27 protein-coding genes are annotated in these 25,129 nt (G+C 65.7%); 16 read left to right on the top strand and 11 right to left on the bottom strand.

Annotated features, from left to right (window positions below):
• The first annotated feature begins 2 nt into the window (after positions 1 to 2).
• The 15 genes from ACW4LP_RS07030 to gluQRS all read left to right on the top strand — a co-directional run bounded on the left by ACW4LP_RS07030 (position 3) and on the right by gluQRS (position 14,638).
• Positions 3 to 446 (top strand): NADH-quinone oxidoreductase subunit B family protein, encoded by a 444-nt coding sequence (locus ACW4LP_RS07030; RefSeq protein ID WP_022739881.1) that lies wholly within the window; start codon positions 3 to 5, stop codon positions 444 to 446.
• A gap of 3 nt (positions 447 to 449) precedes the next feature.
• The gene (locus tag ACW4LP_RS07025; protein WP_157011586.1) at positions 450 to 1,139 is read left to right on the top strand and encodes an NADH-quinone oxidoreductase subunit C; all 690 of its coding nucleotides are present in this window, start codon (positions 450 to 452) and stop codon (positions 1,137 to 1,139) included.
• Between the two features lies 1 nt (position 1,140).
• Complete coding sequence (locus tag ACW4LP_RS07020) at positions 1,141 to 2,229, top strand: hydrogenase large subunit (RefSeq protein WP_114539079.1); 1,089 nt, start codon at positions 1,141 to 1,143, stop codon at positions 2,227 to 2,229.
• Positions 2,230 to 2,235: 6 nt separating this feature from the next.
• Positions 2,236 to 2,601: a 4Fe-4S binding protein gene (locus tag ACW4LP_RS07015; protein WP_022739884.1), complete on the top strand. Its 366-nt coding sequence runs from the start codon at positions 2,236 to 2,238 to the stop codon at positions 2,599 to 2,601.
• A gap of 132 nt (positions 2,602 to 2,733) precedes the next feature.
• The gene (locus ACW4LP_RS07010) at positions 2,734 to 3,420 is read left to right on the top strand and encodes a CDP-alcohol phosphatidyltransferase family protein (RefSeq protein ID WP_157011588.1); all 687 of its coding nucleotides are present in this window, start codon (positions 2,734 to 2,736) and stop codon (positions 3,418 to 3,420) included.
• Positions 3,421 to 3,868: 448 nt separating this feature from the next.
• The gene (locus tag ACW4LP_RS07005) at positions 3,869 to 5,761 is read left to right on the top strand and encodes a VanW family protein (RefSeq protein WP_455803647.1); all 1,893 of its coding nucleotides are present in this window, start codon (positions 3,869 to 3,871) and stop codon (positions 5,759 to 5,761) included.
• Positions 5,739 to 7,046 (top strand): phenylacetate--CoA ligase family protein, encoded by a 1,308-nt coding sequence (locus ACW4LP_RS07000; RefSeq protein WP_227069518.1) that lies wholly within the window; start codon positions 5,739 to 5,741, stop codon positions 7,044 to 7,046. The genes ACW4LP_RS07005 and ACW4LP_RS07000 overlap by 23 nt, the downstream gene beginning before the upstream one ends.
• On the top strand, positions 7,046 to 7,477 hold the full coding sequence (locus tag ACW4LP_RS06995) for an amino acid-binding protein (protein WP_157011594.1): 432 nt from the start codon (positions 7,046 to 7,048) through the stop codon (positions 7,475 to 7,477). Before ACW4LP_RS07000 ends, ACW4LP_RS06995 begins: the two co-directional genes overlap by 1 nt.
• Positions 7,464 to 8,978 (top strand): D-alanyl-D-alanine carboxypeptidase family protein, encoded by a 1,515-nt coding sequence (locus ACW4LP_RS06990; RefSeq protein WP_227069519.1) that lies wholly within the window; start codon positions 7,464 to 7,466, stop codon positions 8,976 to 8,978. The genes ACW4LP_RS06995 and ACW4LP_RS06990 overlap by 14 nt, the downstream gene beginning before the upstream one ends.
• A gap of 13 nt (positions 8,979 to 8,991) precedes the next feature.
• The gene (locus tag ACW4LP_RS06985; protein ID WP_455803646.1) at positions 8,992 to 9,435 is read left to right on the top strand and encodes an FHA domain-containing protein; all 444 of its coding nucleotides are present in this window, start codon (positions 8,992 to 8,994) and stop codon (positions 9,433 to 9,435) included.
• 45 nt (positions 9,436 to 9,480) lie between these two features.
• Positions 9,481 to 11,205: a thiamine pyrophosphate-dependent enzyme gene (locus ACW4LP_RS06980; RefSeq protein ID WP_227069520.1), complete on the top strand. Its 1,725-nt coding sequence runs from the start codon at positions 9,481 to 9,483 to the stop codon at positions 11,203 to 11,205.
• Positions 11,206 to 11,215: 10 nt separating this feature from the next.
• Entirely contained in the window at positions 11,216 to 11,809 is a 594-nt protein-coding gene (locus ACW4LP_RS06975) for an indolepyruvate oxidoreductase subunit beta (protein ID WP_157011601.1), read from the top strand.
• Position 11,810: 1 nt separating this feature from the next.
• On the top strand, positions 11,811 to 12,254 hold the full coding sequence (locus ACW4LP_RS06970) for an amino acid-binding protein (RefSeq protein WP_114548358.1): 444 nt from the start codon (positions 11,811 to 11,813) through the stop codon (positions 12,252 to 12,254).
• Positions 12,255 to 12,260: 6 nt separating this feature from the next.
• Positions 12,261 to 13,646, top strand: a complete 1,386-nt coding sequence (locus ACW4LP_RS06965; RefSeq protein ID WP_227069521.1) for a phenylacetate--CoA ligase family protein — start codon at positions 12,261 to 12,263, stop codon at positions 13,644 to 13,646.
• Between the two features lie 38 nt (positions 13,647 to 13,684).
• A complete protein-coding gene (gene gluQRS, locus ACW4LP_RS06960) occupies positions 13,685 to 14,638 on the top strand; it encodes a tRNA glutamyl-Q(34) synthetase GluQRS (RefSeq protein WP_455803645.1) in 954 nt (317 codons plus the stop codon).
• On the opposite strand, the gene ACW4LP_RS06955 is transcribed toward gluQRS, so the two are convergent.
• From ACW4LP_RS06955 to nrdR, 5 genes are all read right to left on the bottom strand, one after another.
• Positions 14,635 to 15,564: a UbiA family prenyltransferase gene (locus ACW4LP_RS06955; RefSeq protein ID WP_455803644.1), complete on the bottom strand. Its 930-nt coding sequence runs from the start codon at positions 15,562 to 15,564 to the stop codon at positions 14,635 to 14,637. The genes gluQRS and ACW4LP_RS06955 overlap by 4 nt on opposite strands.
• 108 nt (positions 15,565 to 15,672) lie before the next feature.
• Positions 15,673 to 16,224, bottom strand: a complete 552-nt coding sequence (locus tag ACW4LP_RS06950; protein WP_147270627.1) for a hypothetical protein — start codon at positions 16,222 to 16,224, stop codon at positions 15,673 to 15,675.
• Between the two features lie 120 nt (positions 16,225 to 16,344).
• A complete protein-coding gene (locus ACW4LP_RS06945) occupies positions 16,345 to 16,854 on the bottom strand; it encodes a hypothetical protein (RefSeq protein ID WP_114548354.1) in 510 nt (169 codons plus the stop codon).
• A 14-nt stretch (positions 16,855 to 16,868) separates the two neighbouring features.
• On the bottom strand, positions 16,869 to 17,303 hold the full coding sequence (gene dut / locus ACW4LP_RS06940; RefSeq protein WP_157011607.1) for a dUTP diphosphatase: 435 nt from the start codon (positions 17,301 to 17,303) through the stop codon (positions 16,869 to 16,871).
• Between the two features lie 3 nt (positions 17,304 to 17,306).
• A complete protein-coding gene (gene nrdR, locus ACW4LP_RS06935; protein ID WP_114539067.1) occupies positions 17,307 to 17,753 on the bottom strand; it encodes a transcriptional regulator NrdR in 447 nt (148 codons plus the stop codon).
• A 295-nt stretch (positions 17,754 to 18,048) separates the two neighbouring features.
• Between nrdR and lexA the strand changes: the two genes are divergently transcribed.
• Positions 18,049 to 18,687 (top strand): transcriptional repressor LexA, encoded by a 639-nt coding sequence (gene lexA / locus ACW4LP_RS06930; RefSeq protein ID WP_022739910.1) that lies wholly within the window; start codon positions 18,049 to 18,051, stop codon positions 18,685 to 18,687.
• A gap of 119 nt (positions 18,688 to 18,806) precedes the next feature.
• Here lexA and hflX read toward each other — a convergent pair whose 3' ends face one another.
• From hflX to ACW4LP_RS06900, 6 genes are all read right to left on the bottom strand, one after another.
• On the bottom strand, positions 18,807 to 20,129 hold the full coding sequence (gene hflX, locus ACW4LP_RS06925) for a GTPase HflX (RefSeq protein ID WP_157011609.1): 1,323 nt from the start codon (positions 20,127 to 20,129) through the stop codon (positions 18,807 to 18,809).
• A gap of 155 nt (positions 20,130 to 20,284) precedes the next feature.
• On the bottom strand, positions 20,285 to 21,208 hold the full coding sequence (dapF, locus tag ACW4LP_RS06920) for a diaminopimelate epimerase (protein ID WP_157011611.1): 924 nt from the start codon (positions 21,206 to 21,208) through the stop codon (positions 20,285 to 20,287).
• Between the two features lie 66 nt (positions 21,209 to 21,274).
• Entirely contained in the window at positions 21,275 to 22,225 is a 951-nt protein-coding gene (gene miaA, locus ACW4LP_RS06915) for a tRNA (adenosine(37)-N6)-dimethylallyltransferase MiaA (RefSeq protein WP_227069523.1), read from the bottom strand.
• A complete protein-coding gene (gene miaB, locus ACW4LP_RS06910; RefSeq protein WP_157011614.1) occupies positions 22,218 to 23,576 on the bottom strand; it encodes a tRNA (N6-isopentenyl adenosine(37)-C2)-methylthiotransferase MiaB in 1,359 nt (452 codons plus the stop codon). The genes miaA and miaB overlap by 8 nt, the downstream gene beginning before the upstream one ends.
• Before the next feature lie 11 nt (positions 23,577 to 23,587).
• A complete protein-coding gene (locus tag ACW4LP_RS06905; protein ID WP_022739915.1) occupies positions 23,588 to 23,920 on the bottom strand; it encodes a stage V sporulation protein S in 333 nt (110 codons plus the stop codon).
• A 123-nt stretch (positions 23,921 to 24,043) separates the two neighbouring features.
• Positions 24,044 to 25,129 (bottom strand): ATP-binding protein, encoded by a 1,086-nt coding sequence (locus tag ACW4LP_RS06900; RefSeq protein WP_157011616.1) that lies wholly within the window; start codon positions 25,127 to 25,129, stop codon positions 24,044 to 24,046.

Below are 25,129 nucleotides of genomic sequence, written 5' to 3'. Positions count from 1 at the left end.
ACATGGCATTCGCATCGAAATCGCCCTGGGTCATCCACTACGACGGCTCCAGCTGCAACGGCTGCGACATCGAGGTCTTAGCGACGCTGTGCCCCGGCTTCGACGGCGAGCGGTTCGGCGTGGTGAACACGGGCAATCCCAAGCACGCCGACATCTTCCTCGTCACCGGCAGCGTGAACGAGCAGAACATCGGCGTCGTCCGCGAGATCTACGACCAGATGCTCGAGCCCAAGGTGGTCGTGGCCTGCGGCATCTGCGCCTGCACCGGCGGGGTCTTCCACGACTGCTACAACGTCATCGGCGGCGTGGACAAGGCCATCCCCGTCGATGTGTACGCCCCGGGCTGCGCCGTGCGCCCGGAGCAGATCATCGACGCCGTGGTGGCCGGCGTGGCGAAGCTCGACGAGAAGTCGGCGGCCCTGGCCGCTGCCAAGAAGGGAGCGTGAGAAATGACGACCTTTGAGCAGACCTTCGAGGAGCTGCCGCTGGCCGGCGTGCACGACTTGGCGGCCGCGCGCCATGCCGAGGGCTGGCGCTACGTGCAGATTCTCGCCGTCAACACCGAGGAGGGCATCGATCTCGTCTACTCCTACATGAAGGACGGGCATCTCGCCAACTTCAACGTGAGCGGCGTGAAGCAGACGGACGTGGTGCCCTCCATCACCGATCTGTACCTGGAGGCCTTCGTCTGCGAGAACGAGATCCACGACCTGTTCGACGTGGCCATCAGCGACATTGCCATCGACTTCGGCGGCATGTTCTACCAGCTGGCGGAGAAGGCCCCCATGACCGTGGTGAGCCCCGAGCAGCTGGCGGCGCGCGAGAAGGCGAAGAAGATCGCCGCGGCCAAGGCCGCCAAGGAGGCGAAGGCGGCCGCGCCGGCCGAGGCGCCAACCGGCCCCACCGAGAAGGAGATCCAGGCGAAGATCGCCGGGCTCGACCCTGAGAAGGCCGCGAAAGTGAGGGCGGCCATGGAGGCCAAGGCCAAGAAGGCCGCGGCTGCCGCCCCGGCGCCCGCTGGCCCCACGGAAGAGGAGATCGAGGCCAAGATAGCGGGTCTGGATCCGGAGAAGGTCGCGAAGGTGCGCGCCGCTATGGAAGCGAAGGCCCGAAAGGCCGCGGAAGGGAAGGGGGAGTAGCATGAGCAAGGCAACCGTCATTCCCTTCGGGCCCCAGCATCCGGTGCTCCCGGAGCCTTTGCACCTCGATCTGGTGGTGCAGGACGAGACCGTCGTGGACGTGCTCCCGCAGATCGGGTTCGTGCACCGCGGCCTGGAGAAGCTCGTGGAAACCCGCGACTACAACCAGTTCATCTACATTGCCGAGCGCATCTGCGGCATCTGCGCCATGGGACACTCCCTCGGCTATGCCGAGACCGTCGAGTCACTCATGGGCGTGGAGGTGCCCAAGCGCGCCGAGTATTTGCGCGTCATCTGGCACGAGCTGTCCCGTATCCACTCGCATCTTTTGTGGCTGGGCCTTGCCGCCGACGCCTTCGGCTTCGAGTCGATGTTCATGCACTGCTGGCGTTTGCGCGAGCGCGTGCTCGACCTGTTCGAGAAGACCACCGGGGGACGGGTCATCCTGTCCGTGGTGAAGGTGGGCGGCGTGGTGCGCGACATCGACGCGAGCCAGATGGCCGAGATCGTCTCGGTGCTCGACGGTATCAAGGGCGAGTACACGCAGATCATGAACACGCTGCTCACGGACACCTCGGTGAAGAACCGCACCGTGGGCGTGGGCCACATCACTACCGAGGACGCGGCGGCGCTTTCCATGGTGGGGCCTTTCGCCCGCGCTTCCAACCTGCCCTACGACGTGCGCTCCTTCGGGCGCGGCGCCTACGGCGATCTGGCGGACTTCGCTCCCATCACGGCCACCGAGGGCGACTGCTACGCCCGCGTGAAGGTGCGCTGTCTGGAGGTGCTCCAGTCCATCGAGATCATCAAGGAGCTCGGCGCGAAGATCCCCGCCGGCGACATCGAGGTGGCGGTGAAGGGCGCGCCCGCCGACGGCGCCCAGGCGTCCAACGTGCTGGAGCAGCCCCGCGGCGAGTGCTACTACTACGCCCGCGGCAACGGCTCGAAGAACCTGGAGCGCATGCGCATGCGCACGCCCACCTCGCAGAACCTCGCCGGTATGACCGTGGCCCTGAAAGGGTGCGACTTGGCCGACGTCAACATGATCATCCTGACCATCGACCCCTGCATCAGCTGCACGGAAAGGTAGGCGGATATGGGAAGCTTCAAACTGGGCGGCATGACCTTCGGCTCTCTGTTCAAGAAGCCCGAGACCGTGCTGTACCCCTTCGAGCAGAAACCGGCCCCGGCGGGGCTCAAAGGGCATATCGAAAACGATGCGAGTGCGTGCATTCTGTGCGGCATCTGCGCCAAGAGCTGCCCGGCCGACGCCATCGCGGTGGAGAAGAAGGAGCGCACCTGGGCCATCGATCCGTTCCGCTGCGTGCAGTGCGGTACCTGCGTGCGCGTCTGCCCCAAGCACTGCCTGACCATGGATCCCGCCTACACGCCCATCGCCACCGCGAAATCCTGCCGCGTGGTGCATGTCCCCGACCCGAAGGCGGCGGTGACGGAATCGTAAGCTTAACCGCTCGTTAAGTTTCGTGGTGAGTCTGAGAAGGGCTTGCCGCTCTGCTAAAATATGCCGTTATCGGCACGTGCGCCGGACCCTCGTCGAGGGTCCGGTTTTTGTAGGGAAGGAGCAGGACGCCTCATGGTCGAAGGGCAGCGAGATGGGGAAGAGATCCCCGAGCAGGTGACAAGCGAGATCTTCACGGCGGCCAACGTCGTCTCCTTCGTGCGCCTGTGCCTCGTGCCCGTGTACCTGTGGCTGCTGCTCTCCGGCTTCAACCTGGCTGCCACGCTTGTCTTTGCCGCTGCTGCCGCCAGCGACTTCATCGACGGACAGCTGGCCCGGCGCACCCATACGGTATCGAAGTTGGGGCAGATCCTCGATCCGGCGGTGGATCGCATCCTCATGATCACCGGCGTCCTCGGCGTGTTCCTCGTCGGCCGCATTCCCCTGTGGGTGATCGTCGTCGTGGTGCTGCGCGACGCCTACCTGCTCATCGGGGGCGCGTGGCTTCTGTCGCGCTACCGCATCCGCGTGCCCGTCGTCTATCCGGGGAAGTTCGCCACGACGTTTCTGTTTATCGGCTTTGCCGGGCTTCTCTTGAACGCGCCGCTCATCCCCGGTTTGGGCTGGTGCGACATCTCCTGGTTGCCCGGGTTCAACGGCGAGGCCGTCTCCTGGGGCATCTGGTTCATCTACGCGGGGCTCATCCTGTCTCTTGGCGTCACTATCTACTACACCGTGGCGGCGGCGCGCGCCCTGGCCGCCGAGCTGAGACACCGCAAGGAGGCCGCTTCGGAAAGTTCGAGCGCCCATGGCGACGCGTAGGCCCTCCGACGAGCGTCCGAGCAGCGAGGAGCGCCGTGCGCGGGCGCGGGCCGAGCGGCGCATCGTCATGCCTTCGAACCGCGTTTCTCGTCCGAAGGGCACCGTTCGATCGTCCTCTTCCGCAACAGCGCAGTCTTCCTCTGCTCGACCCTCCTCATCCGCATCTCGTCCGTCGGCGCGGGCCGCAACAAGACCGAAGAGCTCTTCGAAGGCAGTAACCCCGCACAGCGGTGGCGCGGCCGCCGGCGCGACGGCGAAGCGCGCTGGCGGCGCGACGACGGCGCGCCGTGCCGCATCTCCGTCGAATCGTTCTCGCGCCACGGTTTCGCAGGCCAAGGCTCCGCGCAACTTCGGCGCCCCGCGAGGCGCGAGTGCGGGCCGTGCCGGAATTGCGAGCCGTCCTGCCGCCAAGCGCCGTTCCCTCGGGCCCCGCATTGCCCTGGCGGCAGTGCTGGCGCTTTTAGCGCTCGTCGGCGGCGCCTGGGCCATCGACGGCGCGGTCAACGGCTCCCGCATCTACGATGGCGTGTCGGTGGGCGCGGTGGATGTCTCCGGCATGACCGAGGAGGAGGCCCGTCGCGCCGTGAGCTCCTTCTACGAGCCTCGCGTTGCCGATGGCCGGGCGCTTATCTTCGCCAGCGAGGAGGCCCGCGACACCCTTGATGTGGAAAGCGAGCTTGCCGAACAGGACGCCCAGGCCGAGCAGCTCTCTTTAGAGGAGGCCCGGGCCAACAAGCAGGTGTGGGTCGTCGAGAGCGGCACGCTGGGCGCGAGGCTTTCCGTGAGCGAGCTGGTCTCCCGCGCCTTCGCCGTGGGCCGAGACGGCGGTCTTGCGGAGCGTATGGAGGCGGCGCGCAACGGCGTTTCCGTCGACGTCGCCCTTTCCTTTGACGAGGAGGCCTTGGAGGCGCTGTGCTCCTCCATCGATGAATCTGCCGGCGAGCCGCGCCTCGATTACGGCATCGCCATCGAGGCGGGCGCGGTGTCGGTCACGGAGGGCCACGGCGGCAAGGCCGTCGACCGCGCCTCGGTGGCCCGTCAGCTCTCCGAGGGCTTTCTCGGCGAGGCACCCGGCAAGGTCGTCATCGTGGCGACGCCCGATGAGGCGGACGTGCGCATCGGCGCCGATGAGGCCGCTCGGGTCGCCGACGAGGTCCAGGCGGCCCTCGATCGGGGCTGCACCTTCTCCTTCGAGCAGACCGAGTGGCCGCTGGGGGCGGCGGATCTGGGCGCGTGGGTGCGCACCCGGGTGGAAGAGCGGGAGGAGGGCTTCGCCCTGGTTCCCTACCTTGACGAGACCGAGGCGGCCTCGGGGCTGCTCGGGCTCATTCGCGACGCGGGCTACACCTCGGCGGCCACGGTGTCGTTCGACGTCGATGGCGGCGAGGTGTGGGTCAGCGCCCGCGAGGGCTCGCGCTATCCCCATACCGCCGATGCGGCAGCGCAGGCCCAAAGCGCCCTGTTCGGCAGTGAGGCGGCCGGCTCCGACACCCCTTCCATCGCCATCCAATGGGGCGAGGCTCCGTCCCGGACTACCTTCGACGAAGCGCTTGAGATGGGCCTTATCGCCCCGATCTCCTCGTTCACGACCGAGTACAACGACAGCCCCGCTACGGCCAATCGACGTCACAACATCCATACGGCGGCCGACTTGCTGAACAATTCCATCGCCCGGGCCGACGGAGGGGAGTGGTCGTTCAACGACACGGTGGGCGAGGCGAACGAGGAGGCGGGCTTCCAGGCGGCGCACGCCATCATCAACGGCGAGTACGACGACGCCATCGGCGGCGGTATCTGCCAGGTGGCCACCACGGTGTTCAATGCGGTCTACGAGGCGGGCTATCCCGTGACCGAGCGGCGCAACCACTCGCTCTACATCTCCAGCTACCCCACGGGCCGCGACGCTGCCATCGCGTACCCCGACCTCGACCTCACATGGGTCAATGACGGCACTTCGGATGTTTTGATGCGCTCGCGCTACACCGATTCCAGCCTAACCGTTACACTGTACGGTATCGATCCGGGCTACGTGGTCTCCACGCAGACCGGCGACTGGGAGACCGGAGAGCCCTTCAAGAAGCGCACCAAAGTCGACGAGAGCGAGCCTGAAGGCACGCGCTATGTCAAGACCGCCGGGGCCGACGGGCGCAGCGTGACTGTGCACCGCACCGTCCGCGACCGCGCGGGCAACGTGCTTCACGAGGAGGATTTCACCTCCAACTACGCTCCCATCGACGAGGTGACCGTCGTGGGGCCGAATACGCCGACACGCGAGAGAGAAGATGCCGATAAGGAAGCTACGGACAAGGAGGAAGCCAGTGTACTTTCAACCGGAGATTGAGACGATGCCCCGCGAGGAGCTGCGCGAACTGCAGCTCGAGCGCATGCGGGAGTCGTTGCGCAACGCCTACGAGAACGTGCCGCTGTACCGCGAGCGCTTCGATGCGGCGGGCGTGACCCCCGACGACCTTGAGAGCCTCGAGGACATCGCCAAGTTCCCCTTCGTGGTGAAGCAGGACATGCGCGACAACTACCCCTTCGGCATGTTCGCCCGCGAGAACGCCGACGTGGCCCGCATCCACGCCTCCTCGGGCACTACGGGCCAGGCGACGGTGGTGGGGCATACCGCCAACGACCTCGCGAACTGGGGCGACTGCTTCGCCCGCGGCATCGCCATGGTGGGCGGTGACGAGAATTCCACCATCCAGGTGTCCTACGGCTACGGCCTGTTCACGGGCGGTCTGGGGGCGCATGCCGGCGGCGAGGCCATGGGCTGCACCGTCATCCCCACCTCGTCGGGCAACACCAAGCGCCAGGTGCAGATGCTCAAGGACTGCAAGACCGATATCCTGGCCTGCACCCCCTCCTACGCCCTGCTCATTGCCGACACGGCCATCGAGATGGGCTATGACCCGGCCACCGAGTTCCAAATCTCCGGCGGCATCTTCGGCGCCGAGCCCTGCTCGGAGAACATGCGTCAGGAGATCGCCGACAAGCTGGGCATTCAGTACTGCGATGTGTACGGCCTCTCCGAGATCATGGGCCCCGGCGTGGCCATGGAATGCGCCGAGCGCGGCGGTCTGCACATCGCCGAGGACCAGTTCTACTGCGAGATCATCGATCCCGAGACGCTGGAGGTCCTCCCCGACGGCGAGGTGGGCGAGCTCGTCATCACGACGCTCACCCGCGAGTGCTCGCCGATGATCCGCTACCGCACCCGCGACGTCACCACCATCAACGCCGAGCCGTGCGCGTGCGGGCGCACCCATCGCAAGATCGGGCGTCTTCTGGGCCGCACCGACGACATGCTCATCATCCGCGGCGTGAACGTGTTCCCGTCCCAGATCGAGCAGGTCATCACCGAGTTCCCGGAGATCGCCACCCAGTACCAGATCATCCTCACCATGAACGGCCCGCTCGACCATGTGGAGCTGCAGGTGGAAACCGAGCCCGACTTCCCGATCGACGAGGTGCGCCGCCTGGAGGACCTGCGCAACCGTCTGGCCGCGGCCCTCAAGAGCAACCTGCAGGTGGCCGTCGACATCAAGTTCGTGGAGCCCAAGACCATCGCGCGCTCCGAGGGCAAGGCCAAGCGCGTCATCGACCTGAGAGGGGAGAACCAGTAATGATTTCGCAGCTCACCGTTTTTCTCGCCAATGAGAAGGGGCGCCTCGCCGCGGCTTGCCGCACGTTGGCCGATGCCGACATCAACATGAAGGCCCTGTTCATCGCCGACACCGCCGATTTCGGCATCGTCCGCATCTTCTGCGACACGCCCGCTCGCGCGGTGGAGGTGCTGGGGCAGGCGGGCTTCCGCGCCTCGCTCACGCCGGTCATCGCCGTGTCCGTCGAGGATGCTCCCGGCACTTTGGCCGATCTTCTCGGATTCTGCCAAGGGGCCTCGATGAACATCGAGTACGGCTACTGCTTCTGCACCGCCGACGGCAAGGCCGTCGACGTGCTGAAGATCGAGGGCGACGGTGCCGAGGCGGTTCTCGCCGAGGCGGGCTTCGCCGTTCTGGCTCCGGAAGAGGTTTACTGCGTTGACCCTGCTTAGCCCCATCGAAAACGGCAGTGCGCACCAAGGAGGCGCCCGTCTGTCAAGGCGGGCGCTCGGCTTCGCTTTGGCTCTGCTGCTTGCGCTGCCTTTGGGCGCGCCGGCACGGGCCTTCGCCGACGTGCGCGGCACCGACGAGATCCTGGGTGCCTCCGTCGAGGCGCGCGGGCTGCCGGCGGTTGTCTGTCCGAATGTCACGGCGTCCTTCGCGCTGGTCATGGACGACGAGGGCACGGTGCTCTTCTCGCGGGGCGCCCTCGAGCGGTCGCACATCGCCTCCATCACCAAGATTATGACCGCCATCGTCGCGCTGGACTCCGGCGTGCCCCTGGACAGCACGGTGACGGTGAGCCAGGAGGCCGCGCAGGTGGGCGAGTCGTCGGCGAGTCTGTGGGCGGGCGACACGCTCACCCTTGAGGCGGCGCTCGCGGGACTCATGATCCCCTCGGGCAACGACGCTGCCATCGCCATCGCCGAGACGTTGGGCGAGGGGATGAAGACCGACGATTCGCAGACCGCCAACGAGGCCTTCGTGGCGGCCATGAACGCCAAGGCCGCCGAGCTCGGGATGACCGAGACGCTGTTCTCCAACCCCCATGGGCTCGACATCGGCGCCTATGACAACGAGATGTACAGCTGCGCCCGCGATGTCGCCCTCATGAGCGCCTACGCCATGGGAAACGAGACGTTCCGCTCCATCGTGTCGAAGGAGTCTGCCCAGATCACCGTCACGCGCGCCGACGGCAAGCCTCAGGTCATCGACCTTCAATCCACTGATCGTCTGCTCGGCACCTACGAGGGCGCCTGCGGCATCAAGACCGGCTACACCGAGGCGGCGGGCAATTCCTTCGCTGGCGCGTGCGACCGCGGCGACGGCCTTTTGTACGCCATCGTGCTGGGCTCGCCCTCCGAGGACGCGCGCTTCCAGGACACCGAGACGCTGTTCGACTGGGTCTACGACAACCGCGTGAGCTATGCGCTGGCCCACAGTCCCGAGACCGTGGCCTTTGCAGCCGACGGCGGCGCCGAGGTGCCGCTCATCGCCCGCGTGTCCCAGAGCGCCTGGCCGGACCGCACCGTGGCGGCCACCTTCGCCGATCCCTCGGCCGCCGTCGAGGTGTTCGCGCCCGAGGGCAATGTGAGCCAGGAGATCGTCGCCGAGGAGCTGACCGGTTCGGTGGCCGCGGGGGATGTCGTGGGCGTCGCCAACTTCTACCAGGGCAACGAGCTTGTCGCCACCCAGGACCTCATCGCCTGCGAGGATTCGCCGGCCCCCGGTTTTCTCGAGGGCATCGGCATTTGGTGGAACCGGCTGTGGGGCAACGACGCCCCGGCACCGACCGAGGTCGTCAACGAGACGCCCCTCATCTACAGCAAGTCATCCTCTCGCGAGGATCATCAGTCCGTTGCGGCCATCGCCGCAGGCGTCTCAGACGACGCTCCCGCCGACGGTGCCCGAAGCGGCGCGGGCGCGGGTGCCGCAGACGCCGCCAACGAGTAAGGAGGTGTGGGCCATGAGCGAGCGCTGCCCCGTTTGTTCCCACGAGATTTCACCGAACGACACCGTGTGTCCCACCTGCGGATTCAAGCTGCTCGGCGCCACGCAGGCCATGCAGCCGCTCGTCATGAGCGAGACGCCGGCCGCAACCGTTGAGGAGAGCGCCCCGGCCCGTGCGACGCTCAACGTCGTGCGCGGGCCGCAAGTGGGCATCAGCTTCGTGCTCACCGGCGAGCCCGTCACCATCGGCCGCAGTCCCCAGCGCACGATCTTCCTGAACGACATGACCGTCTCGCGCATGCACGCCACCATCGAGCAGGAGAACGGCTGCTACGTCATCCGCGACGCCAACTCGTTCAACGGCGTGTGGGTGAACAACGATTCCGTGGAGGCCCGTGCGCTGCGTCCGGGTGACTTCATTCAGATCGGCACCTTCTGCATGCAGTACGAGGAGAATTAGGGCCGCGGGCGCGACGGCGGCCGCCGAAGGGAGAGGAAGAGACATATGGAGCTGATGAGCGGCAACGAGGCCATCGCCCAGGGCGCCTGGGAGGCGGGCTGCACCATCGGCGTGGCCTACCCGGGCACGCCGTCGACGGAGACGCTGGAGGCCTTCGCCAAGAAGGAGGGCGTCTACGCCGAGTGGTGCGTGAACGAGAAGGTGGCCGTGGAAGTGGGCATCGGGGCCTCGGCCGCCGGCGCGCGGGTGCTCGCCACCATGAAGCATGTGGGCGTGAACGTGGCGGCCGACCCGCTGTTCACGGCCGCCTACACCGGCGTGGGCGGCGGCATGGTCATCTTGGCCGCCGACGACCCGGGCATGTACTCCTCCCAGAACGAGCAGGACTCGCACTACTACGCCCAGGCCGCCGCCATCCCGTGCCTCGATCCGGCCGATTCCGCCGAGGCCTTGCGCTTCACCCGCGAGGCCTACGATATCTCCGAGCGCTTCGACGTCCCGGTGATCATCCGCTCCAGCGTGCGCATCTCCCATACGAAGACGCCCGTCGAGGCGGGGGAGCGCGCCGAGGCGCCGGCAAGGCCCTATGAGAAGAATCCGGCGAAGTGGGTCATGATGCCCGCTTTCGCCAAGCCGCGCCGCCTCGTGCAGCTGGATCGCATCGATAAGCTGCGCCAGTGGGTGGAAACCTGCCCCTACAACGAGGTGATAGAGGGGAAGGGCACTGTGGGCGTCGTCTGCGCCGGCGCGGCCTACCAGCACGTGGCCGAGGCGCTCCCGGACGCGAGCATCTTCAAGCTCGGGGTCACCTGGCCCCTTCCCGCGGCCGCCCTGCGCGATTTCGCCGATTCCGTCGAAGCCGTGTACGTCGTGGAGGAGGGCTCGGAGTACCTCAAAGACGCCGTGCGGGCCTGCGGGGTGCCGGTGAGCGATACGCCGTGCCCTCTGCCGCGGGCAGGCGAGCTGTCGCCGGGGCTCGTGCGCGCGGCCTTCGGCCTTGAGCAGCCGTCCCATGCGCCGGCTGCGACCGATCTGCCGGGACGTCCTCCGGCGCTGTGCCCGGGATGCCCCCATCGCCTCGTGTTCAAGGAGCTCTCGAGGATGCGGGCCATCGTGACCGGCGACATCGGCTGCTATACCTTGGGCGCCCTGCCGCCGCTCTCGGCCATGGACACCACGGTGGACATGGGAGCCTCGGTCTCCATGGCCCACGGCTTCGAGCTGGCGCTGGCCGGCACGGAGCATCGTCCCATCGTCGCCGTCATCGGGGACTCCACATTCGCCCATTCGGGGTTGAGCTCGCTCATCTCCACGGTGTACAACCGCGGCGCCGGCACGGTGTGCGTGCTCGACAACCGCACCACCGCCATGACGGGGCGCCAGGGCAACCCCTTCAACGGCGTGACCCTGCAGAACCGGCCCAGCCGCGAGTTGAACATAGAGGCCGTGGTGGCTGCCCTCGGCGTCGAGGATGTGCGCGTGGTCGATCCCAACGACGCCGCCGCCGTGCGACGGGCCCTCAAGGAGGCCACGGGCAGCGACGACATTTCGGTCATCGTGTTTCGCTCGCCCTGCGTGCTGCTCGAGCGCCACGTAGAGCCGCCGCTGTTCGTGAGCGGCTCCTGCACGGCCTGCGGCGCCTGCGTGACCCTGGGCTGTCCGGCCCTCGGCCGCGACGAGACGGGACGTGCGCTCATCGATCCCGCGCTGTGCATCGGCTGCGGCCACTGCACCCAGTACTGCCGCTTCGACGCCATCGTCCAGGAATAGGAGGCCGTTCATGGAAAATGCCACTAAGACGGTGCTTTTGTGCGGTGTGGGCGGCCAGGGAACCATCCTCGCCGCCGATCTGCTCGCCTTCAGCTGCATGAAGGCGAATCTTCAGGTGAAGGTGTCGGAGATCCACGGCATGGCCCAGCGCGGCGGCGCCGTGACCACGGTGGTGCGCGTGGGCGAGGACGTGAAGTCCATGGTATCGGACGCGGGATGCGCCGATGTCGTCGTCGCCTTCGAGACCACCGAGGCCCTGCGCAATCTGCCCCAGCTCAAGGAGGGCGGCTCGCTCATCGTCAACGATGTGGCCATTCGGCCCCTGCCGGTGCTCACCGGTGCCGCCTCGATGCCCGAGAACGCCCGGGAGCGCCTGCGCGAGGCCGGGGCTCTGCTCATCGACGCCGACGCCATCGCGCGGGCGGCCGGCAATGCCAAATGCGCCAACGTGGTGCTCGTGGGGGCCTTGGCCGCACGCCTCGATATTCCCGTCGAGGTATGGGAGGAGACCGTGGCCGAGCGCGTGCCGCAGAAGACCGTCGAGGCGAACCTCGCCGCCCTGCGCGCGGGCCGAGCCGTCATCGAGAACGAGGAGGGAGAATAGCATGACCGTTTCCCAGATCAGCGTATTCGCCAACAGCCGCCCGGGGCACATGAACCGGGTGCTCGACCTCTTCGAGGGCGCCGGCGTTTCCGTGCGCGGCTTCTCCGCCGCCGACACGGGGGAGTACGGCATTCTCCGTTTCATCGTCGATAGGCCCGAGGCGGCCATGGAGGCGCTTAAGGATGCCGGCTGCGCTTGCGTCGTATCCCCGGTCATCTGCCTGAAGCTCGTCGATACGCCCGGCGAGCTCTCGCGGGTCATGGGCGTGCTCGCCAAATGCGGCATCAACGTGGTCTACAGCTATTCCATGATCTCCACCTACATCGTGCTCTCCACAAGCGAGCCGGAGCGCGCCCAGGCGCTTCTGGCCGACGAGCCGGTGGAGCTCATTTCCCAAGAGGACATCGCGCGCATCGTCGCCGAGCGCGCTGCGAAGGAGGCGTAAGGGCGCATGAGCGAGGCAATGGATTCCATCGACGTGACAAAGAAGGGCGCGGCGCTGGCCGCCGCCGAGGCGGGACGGTTCGACGCCCTGCCCATTTACAAGCCCGAGATCGAGTGCGCCTCCCGCGAGGACATCCGCGCCCTCCAGCTGGAGAAGCTGAAAGAGACCGTGGCCTACGCCTACGAGCGCGTGCCCTACTACCGTCAGAAGCTGGACGAGATGGGCGTGGCGCCGAGCGACATCCAGACGCTCGAGGACGTGCGCAAGCTCCCCTTCACCGATAAGGCCGTGCTGCGCGAGACCTTCCCCTTTGGCCTGTTCGCGGTGCCGCTGGACGACATCCGCGAGCTGCACTCCTCGTCGGGTACCACGGGAAAGCCGGTGGTGGTGGGCTACACCGACGACGACATGGACATGTGGAGCGAGTGCATCGCCCGCCTCGTGCAGATGGCCGGCGTCGTGCCCGGGGACATCGCCCAGATGGCCTTCGGCTACGGCATGTTCACCGGCGGCTTCGGCCTGCACTACGGGCTGCAGCGTCTGGGCTGCGCCATGATTCCCGCCGGCTCGGGCAACACCGAGCGCCATATCCAGATGATCGAGGACTACGGCACCACCGTGCTCGTGGCCACGCCTTCCTACGCCATGCACATCTGCGAGGTGGGGGAGAAGATGGGCTACGATTGGGAGAAGTCGCCTTTGCGCGTGGGCCTTTTCGGCGGCGAGCCCTGCCCGCCGGGCCTGAAAGCCGAGATCGAGCGGCGCATGCACATCGTCTGCACCGACAACTACGGCCTCACCGAGGTTATGGGGCCGGGGGTGTCCGGCGAGTGTCTGGCCGAGCGCTACCAGCAGCACATCGCCGAGGATCATTTCCTGTGGGAGGTCATCGATCCGGAAACCGGCGAGCCGGTGGGCGAGGGCGAGATGGGGGAGCTCGTGCTCACGCCCCTTTGCAAGCAGGGCATTCCGGTGCTGCGCTACCGCACCCACGACTTGACCGCCGTGCACACCGAGCCCTGCGCCTGCGGCCGTACGCTGGCCCGCATGGACAAGGTGCGCTCCCGCTCCGACGACATGCTCATCATCCGCGGCACCAACGTGTTCCCCTCGCAGATCGAGGACGTGCTCACGGGCATCGAGGAGGTCACGCCCCATTACCATATCATCGTGGAGACCCGCGGCGGCATGGACGCGCTCATCGTGGAGACCGAGCTGCGCCCCGAGGCCTTCCGCGACTCCTTCGAGGCCATGGACGCCCTGCGCGCCCGTATCGCCGAGAAGCTCAAGGGCACGCTGCTCGTGGCGCCGGAGGTGCGCCTGGTGGAACCCGGCGGCATCGAGCGCGCCATCGGCAAGGCCAAGCACGTCGACGACCGGCGCGAGAAGTAGCCCGGTTTTAAGACTGCGCCGGAAAGGTTTCATTGGCTATGACGGAAAGCGGAGCGACAGAGGCGACACCCGTTGTCGGCCGCTTCGCGCCGTCGCCGACCGGGCGCATGCACGCGGGCAACATCTACGCAGCGCTCATCGCATGGCTCGTGGCGAAGTCCCAGGGCGGGCACATGGTACTGCGTATCGAGGATCTCGACCGCGAGCGCTCGAAGGGCGTCTACATCGACCAGATCCAGCGTGATTTCGAGACCCTGGGACTCTTCTGGGACGAGGGGCCGTACTTCCAGCATGATCGCGACGAGGCCTATGCCGAGGCATTCGGGCGCCTTGAAGCCCGGGGGCTTTTGTACCCGTGCTTCTGCACGCGGGCCGACCTTCACGCCGCCTCGGCGCCCCACCGGGGCGAGAAGCTCGTCTATGCCGGCACCTGCCGCCATCTGTCGGACGCGGAGGTGGAGGCGCGCTGGGCAGCGGGACGCACGCCGGGCTGGAGAGTTGCCGTGGACAGCCGCACGATCGCCTTCGAAGACCTCGTTCAGGGAACCTACGCGCAAAAGCTCGACCGCGACTGCGGCGACTTCCTCATACGCCGCTCCGACGGCGCGTTCGCCTATCAGCTGGCAGTGGTGGTGGACGATGCCGCCCAGGGCGTCAATTCGGTCGTGCGCGGCGTCGATCTGCTTTGCTCCACGCCGCAGCAGCGCTACCTCCAGGATCTTCTCGGGCTGCCGCACCCCGCCTATGCGCACGTTCCGCTGCTTGTGGCCGAGCAGAACCGGCGCCTCTCGAAACGCGATCGGGACGCGGCCTTAGACGAGCTGCTGGCCCGGTTCGGAAGTCCGCGAGCCGTCATCGGACATATCGCGGCGGTGGCGGGACTTGTTCCCGAAGAGGCGCCGACGACGCCGGAAGAGCTGCTGAAGGACTTCTCGCTGGAGGGTTTTCGCGACGGACTGCCCGATCTCGTGCAGATTCCCTGGCGCTCCTAAAGCAGGAGGGCGGCGGCGTAGAATGCGCCCAGAGCCACGTTCACGCTGCAGATCTGGCCCATGGCGCCGATACGCGTGGGCGCCGCGAGCGGATTTTTCCACAGGCCCATCATGAGGGGGTAGCAGCCGAGCGCCAAGAAGGGGAGCACGACGATGCCCCGGGGGAACCAGATGGCGACGATGGCGAGGATGGCGAGAACCCAAACGACCATGAGGGCATGGTAGAGGGCGCGCGCCCTTTCGCGGCCCAGCAGCACCGGCAGCGTGCGGCGGGAGGCCTCGATGTCCTTTTCGATATCGCAGGTGTTGTTCGTCATCATGATGAGGCCCACGCCGATGATCGTGGGCGTGGCCCAAAGGAGCGCCATGAACGTGAACGTGCCCGAGAGTACCTGGTAGCTTGCCAGCGGAATAAGACCGCCCATAACGATGCCGCTCACCGCCTCGCCGACGGGAAGGTAGGAGAGAGGCGTCTTGCCTCCGGAGTACATCACGACGATGACGGCTCCGATAAGCGCGATGACGAGGGGGACAGGACCCGCTTTCCAAATAACGTACAGGCCGAGCAGGAAGGCCACGGTCAGAAAGCCGATGGCCAGCCCGAGGGCCGAGCGCGGATTGACGTCGTTGTAGACGAGCACCGAGTCTGAGGCCTCCACGTTGTCCTCGGCTGTATCGGTTCCCTTGATGAAGTCGAAGTAGTCGTTGAAGGTGTTCACGGACGCCTGCATGAGGATGCAGATGAGGAGCAGAAGCCACGCCATGGCCACGTCCAGCGACCCGGTGTTGGCCAAGGCGCAGGCGGCGGCCACGAGCACGGGCATGATGGCCGCCGGCCAGGTATGGGGCGCGGCCAGTTGAAGAGCGAGGCGAGGGGAGAGGGGAGTCGTCGCTCCCCCGCTGTTCGTTTTTGTATGGGAACCCATGTTCGATTTCTCTTTTCGTCGCGAGAAGCATTGTCGATTACCTGGCATTATAGAAGAAGGGCGCCCCAATGGAGCGCCCTTCAAAGGGTTTGCGCGTTGACGGCGCGTTTAGTTGGTCATCAGCGCGGCCGCGATGTCGCCCGAGGTGGACGAGGCCGGCTCCCAGGTTCCGTCGACCTTGGTGTAGGTGATGGTGATGGGCTGGGTGGCCGCCAGCTCGACGCCGTCGAGGGAGCCGATGACGATCTCGCCGATCTTCTGGTTGATCTCGTCGTTGGAGAGAGCGGCAAGAGCATCGGGATCGGCGGTGACCTCGTCCACGGCCGTCTGCAGCGCCTGCAGGTAGCCGGTATAGCTCTTGCAAGTAAGGGTGATCTGGGCCGTGGCGCTGTCGCCGTCGACATTGATCGAGTCGATCGCGTAATCGAAGCCGCTCAGGTAGGACTTCATGAACTCGACGCCGTCGATGCCGTAGACCGAAAGCTGGCTCATGTCGATGGACTCGGAGAACTCGTTGACGAACGCGTCGTCGATGTTTTTGATGCTGTCCAGTTCGGACGCGAGCGATGCGCGGATGGCGTCTTCATCGCTCGTGCCGCCCGAGCAACCGGCCAACCCGACCATTCCAATGGAAAGCGTCAAAAGAGCAGCGAGAACCACTAGAAAACCCTGTATAGTTGATCGTGATTTCGATTTTACATAATCCATATTATCAGCCTTTCTTGTCAATCTTTTCAGAAGCCCTCCAACTTGAAACATTTTACCATATATGGAAGGTGTTTAGCCCCAGGCATTGCCGCTGCCGCCGGATGGCTGCGCGGTGATGGTGGCGCCCTCGCCGAGGATCGAGGTGAAGTCTCCCGTTTGCATGGCCTCCATGAGCACGGGCATCATGAGCGCGATGCCGACGATGTTGACGATGAGCGCAATGGCGCTGATGGCGAGACCCCAGATAAGCGTCTGGCGTACCGTGGCGGCATAGACCTTCTGGCGACCATCGACATCGTCTATCACGTGCTTGATCTTAACGAAGCCGACAATGGCGCAGACGAGGCCCACCGTGCTCAGCATCACGCCGCCGATGATGAAGGAGACTGGACCTGCAATGGCGGCTACCGTCGAGAGCGTGCGGGCGGATTTCAGGTCGGCGTCGATGAGCGCCCGTCTCTGATCCTGCGAGGGCTCCGTCGACGGCTCGGGTCGCTGGGGATTTTCGGGAGTCGTCTCCGGAGCTCCCAGCTGCTGGGGCTCGGGCGTTTCTTCGGGTTTCGAATCGCGGTGATCGGTCATAAAGGACACTCTTTCTAGGAAAGGCCGCTGCTTCCGAAGCCCTGCGCTCCGCGCGAGCTCTCGGGAAGCTCATAAGTGTTATGTAAAGTAATGGTGGGGGTAGCGATGATCACGAGTTGGGCGATGCGCTCGCCCTTTTCGTAATTGAACACCTCCGTTGGATCGAGATTGATGAGCGGCACCTTGATCTCCCCCCGGTAGCCGCTGTCTATGAGGCCCGGGGCGTTCACGATGGAGATGCCCTGTCGTGCCGCCAGGCCGCTTCGGGGAATGATGAGCCCCGCATAGCCCTCGGGAACGGCCAAGGCGATACCGCAGGGCACGAGTGCCCGCTCGAAGGGCAAAAGCGTGCCGCCCTCGGCGGCGCGCAAATCGAGACCCGCATCGCCCGGACGGGCGTAGGCGGGCGCTTCCAGGGTCTCGTCGAGCTGCTTGAAAAGAACGTCCATGGATCAGCCCAGCTCTTTCAGGGCCTCGGAGAACTCCTCCACATTCTGGAAATCCTTGTAGACGCTGGCGAAGCGAATATAGGCAACGTCATCCAGAGTGGCCAGACGGGCCAGTACCAAATCGCCCAAATCGCGCGATTTGATCTCGTTGCGCTGACTCGATCGCAATTCCGCCTCGATGCTCGTGATGAGTCCGTCGATCTTCTCGGGCGTGATGGGACGTTTCGCGCAGGCGATGAGCAATCCTCGCATGAGCTTCTCGCGGTTGAAGACCTCCGATGAACCGTCGGCCTTGATGACGAGAATGGGATTTTCGGCGAGCCGCTCGTAGGTGGTGAATCGCGTGCCGCACTGCAGGCATTCGCGACGGCGCCGGATAGAGGCGCCGTCGTCGGCCGATCGCGAGTCGACGACTTTCGATTCCTGGTAGCCACAGGAAGGACAGCGCATAGGTTCTCCTTCTCACTTTGATAAGTTGATTGCTTATCATACCCTATCAGACCTAGCGCGCTCCCCTCTTCAAAACATTGCTACCTTCACGACACCCGCCCTCGACGCTCTAGGCGAAGAAGATGAGGAATGACGCGATGGTGCTGAGCGTGAAGGCTATGGAAAATTCGATGCGTGCCATTTTTTACTCCTGACCTCTTGCGTAGAACCTTTGTTCGCAGTTATAATAGAGCGAACAAAGGTTCACGTCAAGAGATTTTTCAAACAAATGTACGCTTTTGTGAAAGGATGCGCTATGACCCAGAAAGTGACCAAGCGGCAACAGGCGGTTCTCGACTGCATCGAAGCGTGCATTCGCGAGAAGGGCTACGGTCCTACGGTGCGCGAGGTGTGCCAGAGTTTGGGGCTCTCCTCCCCTTCCACCGTCCATGTCCATTTGAAGGCACTTGAAGACAAGGGCTTCATCAAGCGCGACCCCCTTAAATCCCGCTCCATCGCGCTTACCTATCCCATCGAGGAGGTTCCCTCCCCTGTCACGGCTTTCGCGGCCGCCTACAGCAAGCTCGTCAATGTGCCCTTGGTGGGCAACGTGGCTGCCGGCTCCCCTATTCTCGCCGAGGAGAACATCACCGACACCATCACGCTGCCCACCGATATCGTCGGCGATGCCCCCTCCTTCATGCTCTCGGTGCGCGGCGAGTCCATGATCGAGGCCGGCATCAACGATGGCGACTACGTGGTTGTGAAGGAGCAGCCGGTGGCCAACAACGGCGATATCGTCGTGGCCATCATCGACGACGGCGCCACCGTCAAGCGCTTCTTCCGCGAGGCCGACCATATCCGCCTGCAACCGGAGAACTCGACGATGGATCCCATCATCACCACGGACTGCTCCATTGCCGGCAAGGTGGTGGCCGTGTTTCGGCGCCTGTAGCGCCTTCGCCGCGCCGATAGGCCGCGAGTCCTCCCCTTTCGGTCAATCAAGAGCGCCCCTGCTCCGGATGCGAGGATCCGGAGCAGGGGCGCTCTTTCGTTTCTGGAGCGGTGGTTTCCTCAAGCGTCGACGTCCGAGACAAGGTAAGGGGAGAACGCGCTGACGAAGGCAGGGGCCGCGAGCAGCTGCAGGCGCGTGCCCGTGGCCTCGTGGCTCTCGGAGATGATGTGGCAGCGCTCGTGGGCCAGCGATACCAAATCCCCCCGTTGGTACGGCACGAGCACGTCCAGCTTGGCGTCGGCGGACGAGGCGGCCTGGGCGATGGCGCCCACGAGTTCCTCTATGCCCTCTCCAGAGCGGGCGGACACGAACCGGGCGCTCGGATAACGCCTTTTAAGGCCGGCCAGCGTCTCGGCGTCCAGCAGATCGCATTTGTTGAAAGTGGCGATCGTGGGAATGCTCTGGGCCCCTATCTGGTCGAGCACCTCGCACACGGCCTCGATCTGCCCCTCGAACTCCGGCGAGGAGGCGTCGATCACGTGCAGGATGAGGTCGGCTCCGGTGATTTCGTCGAGCGTCGACTTGAAGGCCTCGACCAGGGTGGTGGGCAGCTTCTGGATGAAGCCGACGGTGTCGGTGACGGTGACCTCGCGGCCCTCGGGCAGTTCGAACTTGCGGGTGGTGGAGTCCAGCGTGGCGAAGAGCTTGTCGTAGCTGAGCACGTCGGCTCCGGTGAGCCGGTTGATGAGCGAGCTTTTCCCGGCATTGGTATAACCGGCCAGTGCCACTTTGAACATGCCGCTGCCGTACCGGCTCTCACGCTGCAACGAGCGCACGTCGGACAGACGCTCAAGCTCGCGGCGAATGCTCGTGATGCGCTTGCGCACCATGCGGCGGTCCACCTCCAGCTGGCTTTCGCCCTCACCGAAGCGGGATCCCACGCCGCCTCCCATGCGGTTCGAAGCGAGGTGGGCCCACATGCCGCGCAGGCGCGGGTACAAGTACTGGTTCTGGGCGAGACGCACCTGCAGACGCCCCTCCTTGGAGGTGGCGTGCAGGGCGAAGATGTCCAGAATGAGGGCCGTACGGTCGATGACCTTCACGGACTTGTCCATGACCTTCTCCAGATTGGCCTGCTGGGAAGGTGTCAGCTCATCGTCGAAGATGACGAGGTCGGCCTCGTGCGACCGTGCCAGCTCGGCGATTTCGTCGGCCTTGCCCGTGCCGACGAAGGTGCGCGGGTTGGGCGCGTCCAAGCGCTGGGTCGTCGTGGCCACCACATCGGCTCCGGCCGTATCGGCCAGACGTTCCAGTTCGGCCAGGGAAGATTCCAAGGGCCACGGCAGCCCCGGGCGCTCGACGCCCACGAGAACGGCGCGCTCGCGGCGCTCCTCGGCCTTGGTGGCCGGACCCTTTTGGATGACGGATTCGTATTCGGTCATAGCATGCTCCTTTGCTTCAAGTAACGACGGATCCCATGAGGGGAAGGCGGTGCAAGTGGTCGTTACAGGCGCATGAGCATCACTCCTTAATCGTGGCGCGGCGTTGCGCCGGTGAAACGGGGGCTATCATAGCACAACAGCAGCGCCGGAGAAGCTCACGGCAGCACAATGGTTCCCGAGAAGCTCTCCGTTGCCGGTCCCGTCATGGATATCGTGCCATCCTCGTTCCAGCAGATGTGCAGTAGGCCGCCGCTCAACAGGAGATCGTTCTCCCTGCCGGCCCGACCGGTGAGGCAGGCGGCCGTGTTGGTGGCGCAGGCGCCGGTGCCACAGGCCAAGGTCTCGCCGCAGCCCCTCTCCCATACGCGCATGGCGATGCCCTCATCGGTGACGGAGGCGAACTCGACGTTGGTTTTCTCGGGAAATACGGGATGCGTCTCGAAGAAGGGGCCGGGAAGATCGATGCGCAGGGTCGAGAGGGATTTCTCAGCACCAGCGGGGAACAGCTCGTCGGGCAATGCCGCCCAATCGTCCACGAGGCAGACGGCGTGGGGGTTTCCCATGGAGACGCACACGAATTCGAAGGTTCCCCACGGCGAATCGAGGCGCAGATGCCCCACATAGGGCGCACCATCGGTCGCGCGGGAGTCCGGCGCGGCATCGACGGGCACGAGCACGGGATCCAAGATGGGCGCGCCCATGTTCACGGTCGCCTCGGTCATCTTCCCCTCCGCATCCACGGAAAAGGCGATAGGGCGCGGGCCGGCCAGGGTGTCGGCCACAAGGCTGCCCGAGGCAACGTCCGCCAGCTCGCGATCGACGAGGTACTTGGCGAAGCAGCGCACGCCGTTGCCGCACATTTGGGCCAAGGTGCCGTCGGCGTTGATGTAGTGCATGTAGCCGTCTCCCTCTTCCGAGAGAGCCGGCCGCACGAGGATGACGCCGTCGGCGCCGATGCCGAAGTGGCGGTCGCACAGATACGACACCTGCTCGTCGGTCAGATCAAGAGCGCAGTCGCGATCGTCGATGAAGACGAAATCGTTCCCGAGACCGTGCAATTTGGCGAAGGACAACTCCATGGGACGCTCCTTTTAGGCGGCAATTGAGGGGGCGGAAGCTCTCCTCGACGACCCGGAAGGGCCGCTTCAACCATGGTAGGCGTCCAATGTTTCCAACTGGGAAAGAATCTCGGCGGCCACGGCTTCGGCATCGCCGACATCGGCGTTCACCCAGCGGATGCGCTTATCGCGGCGGAACCACGTACGCTGGCGCTTGCCGTAGCGGCGCGTGGCCGTCTTGATGGCCTGCACGGCCTCCTCTAGCGTGATGTTCCCATCCAGCGCCTCGACGATCTCCTTGTATCCGATGGCCTGGGGCGCCGTGACGCCGTCGCGGAATCCGGCGGCCAGCAGGCCCCGCACCTCGTCGACGAGCCCTGCGGCCACCATGGCATCGACCCGGGCGTCGATGCGCTCGTTCAGGATAGCCGGCTCCACGGCCAGCCCGAATTGCACGGCTGGAACGAAGGGCGCCACGGTGGCGAGCCGCTGTTTCTGCTCGGCGTAGCTGGCACCCTCCTCCAAAAGCTCGAAGGCACGCACGACGCGCCGCACGTTGTTGGGGTGGATGACGGCGGCGCTTGCGGGATCGCGCGCCTCCAGCGCCTCCCACAGGGCCTGGTTGCCGTGTTCCTCCGCATAGGCGGTCCAGCGTTCGCGGACGGGGTTTTCCACCTGGTCGCCCTTGGGGAAGGCGAAGTCGTCGATGGTCGCCTGCACGTACTGGCCGGTGCCGCCGCAGAGCACCGCTCTCTTGCCGCGGGCGTCAATATCGCGAATGCAGTGCCGGGCGAACGCCTGGAACAGGGCCGCCGAGTAGGGCTCGCCGGGATCAACGAGATCGAAGCCGTGATGGGGCACGCGGCGCTCAGATGCGGGAAGCTTGCCCGTGCCGATGTCCATGCCCCGGTAGATCTGCATGGAATCGGCGCTCACCACTTCCCCGCCGAGGCGCTCGGCGACGATCTGGGCCGCGTCGGTCTTGCCCGAGGCCGTGGGCCCCACGATGGCGATGACGGGTGCGGAAAGCTCAAGCATGGACGATCGTGCCCGAGAGATACCAGGTGCGGGCTTCCTCGATGGTCACGGGCACGATGCGCCCCACCAAAGACGTCGCGTCCGCACCAGCGGGCACCGGCGCGTGAACGGTCTGGTTCTTCGGGCTCTTGCCGGCCAAGATGGAATCGTCGCGCTTGGACGTGCCCTCGACCAGCACGGGCACCGTGGCGCCGAGCTCTGCCTGGTTCGCCTCGAAGGCCTTGCGTTGGACGAGATCCACGAGCCGGTCGAAGCGCTCCTGGATGACCTCGCGGGGCGTGTCGTCGTCCATCTCCGCAGCAGGGGTCCCCTCGCGCTTGGAGTAAATGAACGTGAACACCTGGCTGTAGCCGACTTCCTCCACGAGGCGATAGGTGTCCATGAAGTTCTCTTCGGTCTCGCCGGGAAATCCCACGATGATGTCCGTGGACAGGGCGATGTCGGGACGGGCGCGGCGAAGCTTCTCGATAAGGCCGAGGTAGTGCTCGCGGGTGTAGCGGCGGTTCATGGCCGAGAGGATGCGGTTCGAGCCCGACTGCACGGGAAGGTGCAGCGCCGGCATGAGCGAGGGCAGCGTGGCGAACAGCCCGATGACCTCGTCGGTGAGATCCTTCGGGTGACTCGTCGCGAAGCGGAGCCGCTCGATGCCCGCGGCGTCCACGGCCCGAAGGACATCCGCGAACCGCGGCTCGCCGTAGAGGTCGCGCCCGTAGGAGTTCACGTTCTGCCCCAGCAGCGTGATCTCCTTGACGCCCGCTTCCGCATAGGAGCGCGCCTCGGCGGCGATGTCGTCCAGGGGCCGCGACTTCTCGCGCCCGCGGACGTAGGGCACGATGCAGTAGGAGCAGAAATTGTTGCATCCCACGGTGATGGGCAGCCACGCCGCCCAGTCGTGCTCGCGCACCGTGGGCAGGGCGGAGGAGAACTCCGCTCCCCCCTCAATCACTTCGGCGGCGCGGCCGTGCTGCTCGATGGCGCGTCGGAGAAGCCCCGGCAAAGAGCCCAGATTGTGAGTGCCGAAAACCACATCGAGATGGGGAAGCGCCGCAAGCAGCTTGTCGCCGTCGCGCTGGCCGATGCAGCCGCCTACGGCGATGTAGCGCTTGTCGAGGGGCGTGCCGTCGCGCAAGGGGATGTTCTTCATGGAGGCGACCTGCCCGTAGAGCCTCGTGTCGGCAGCCTCGCGGACGCAGCACGTCATGAACACGACGATGTCCGCCTCCTCGATGGTTTCGACGGGCAGCGAGCCCAGGCCCTCCAGCATGCCGGCGACCCGCTCGGAATCGTGCTTGTTCATCTGGCAGCCGAAGGTGTGGATGCAGAAACGAGTTCCCTCGAAGACGTTGCTCATAGCAAAACCCTCTAATGGACCGCGGCCGCATCGACGATGGGGGCGATCGCGGCGGCGCCCCGCGGCTCGACGGCGAAGCGGATGGCCGTGCGGTACTCGCCGTCGATGACGATGTCCGCGAAGGAGGGGATGCAGCAGATCTCGATGCCCACCGGCGAGAGGAACCCGCGGGAGATGGCCACGGCTTTCACAGCCTGGTTCACCGCACCGGCCCCCACGGCTTGAATCTCCACCGACGCCCCGTCTTTGATCATGCCGGCGATGGCGCCGGCAACGGAGGCGGGAGACGATTTGGAGGATACTTTGAGGCACCCGATGGAGGGCTTGGTTTCAGTGGTAGACACAGCTGGTCCTTGTCGTTTGTGGTGCGGTTCTTCTCTGGATGTGGTTCGTTTAGCGGGCGCCCGTGGCGCCTTCAGCCCGAATATTCTACCTGTTGCACCCGAGTGGCGCAACCGCGCGCTTCCTTAGAGCGACGTGCGGATGGGAACGGTGATGCGGATGGCTTCCTGGCCCACGATGACCTCCGCCTCGCCCACCGCTTCCAGATAATACGTTTCCGCCACGGGCTCCATGAGCCGGCCGATGCCGCGCTTCAGCGCATCGATGTCCTCGGGAGCCAGACGCAGGGAGCGGGCGTTCTTAGAATTTCGCCGGCGCTCGGATGGGCGATGGGCCTGCCGCGGGAACGATTCGGCGGCCAAACGCTCGGTTAAGGGGTCGAGCGCAGCGATGGCCCCGTCGAGAATGCGTCGGGCCGAGCGCTCGGAGAGCGGCAGCCCCAGGGCCTCGCAGCGGTCCGCGAGGTCATCGGGGCCGGCGGCCAGGGCGAGGCGCTTGACGAGGGGGATTCCCGTGCCGTCGCCCCCGAAGGCGCGCACGGCCGGGGAGAGCGAGGCGAGGCCCAGTTGGTACAGCGTCGCTGCCACCTCCACCGGGGTGCCGAGATACACGGAGAGGTCGCCGCGGTGCTCCAAGGCGAATTCCGCGGCCGTGCGCACGATGTTCTTGGGGCCGCGCATCGCCCACGAACCGGAAGGCTCCTGCTCGAAACGGGGAAACGTCGACTGATCCGCCTTCTCGGCGAGGCTTTCGGTGTCGGTGGCGACCGTGAGGCTGGTGCCGAGCCCCGGCTCCGATTGCAGCACCCGGGCTTCTTCGGCGTTCACGGAGATAGAGTAAAGGGCCATGCCGCGCCCGTGCATGCCCCACTTGTCCATATGCGCGCTATCGAGCTTCGAGGTGACGCGCGGTTCGAAGATGCGCTCGTGCTGCGCGGCGGGAATGCCCTGTCCGTCGTCGAGGACGGTGAGCAGACGTTCGTTGCCGGTCTTCTGAGTGGCGAGGAAGATGCGGCTGGCGCCGGCATCGCGGGCGTTGCGCAGAAGCTCGATGACAACGTCCTCGCTCGAGCGGATGTCCTGGGCGGCCTGGCGTCGTTCGGCCTCGGAGGACCGGAGGCGGACGAAGCCGTCTCCGAGGTCATCCTCGACCCGGAGACGGCTCTCGCCGCACACATCGTCTATGAAATCGCTGAGGGTATCGCCTTCCAT

This window comes from Adlercreutzia sp. CNCM I-6215 (assembly GCF_977072315.1).
This window is presented reverse-complemented; position numbering and strand designations above follow the sequence as displayed.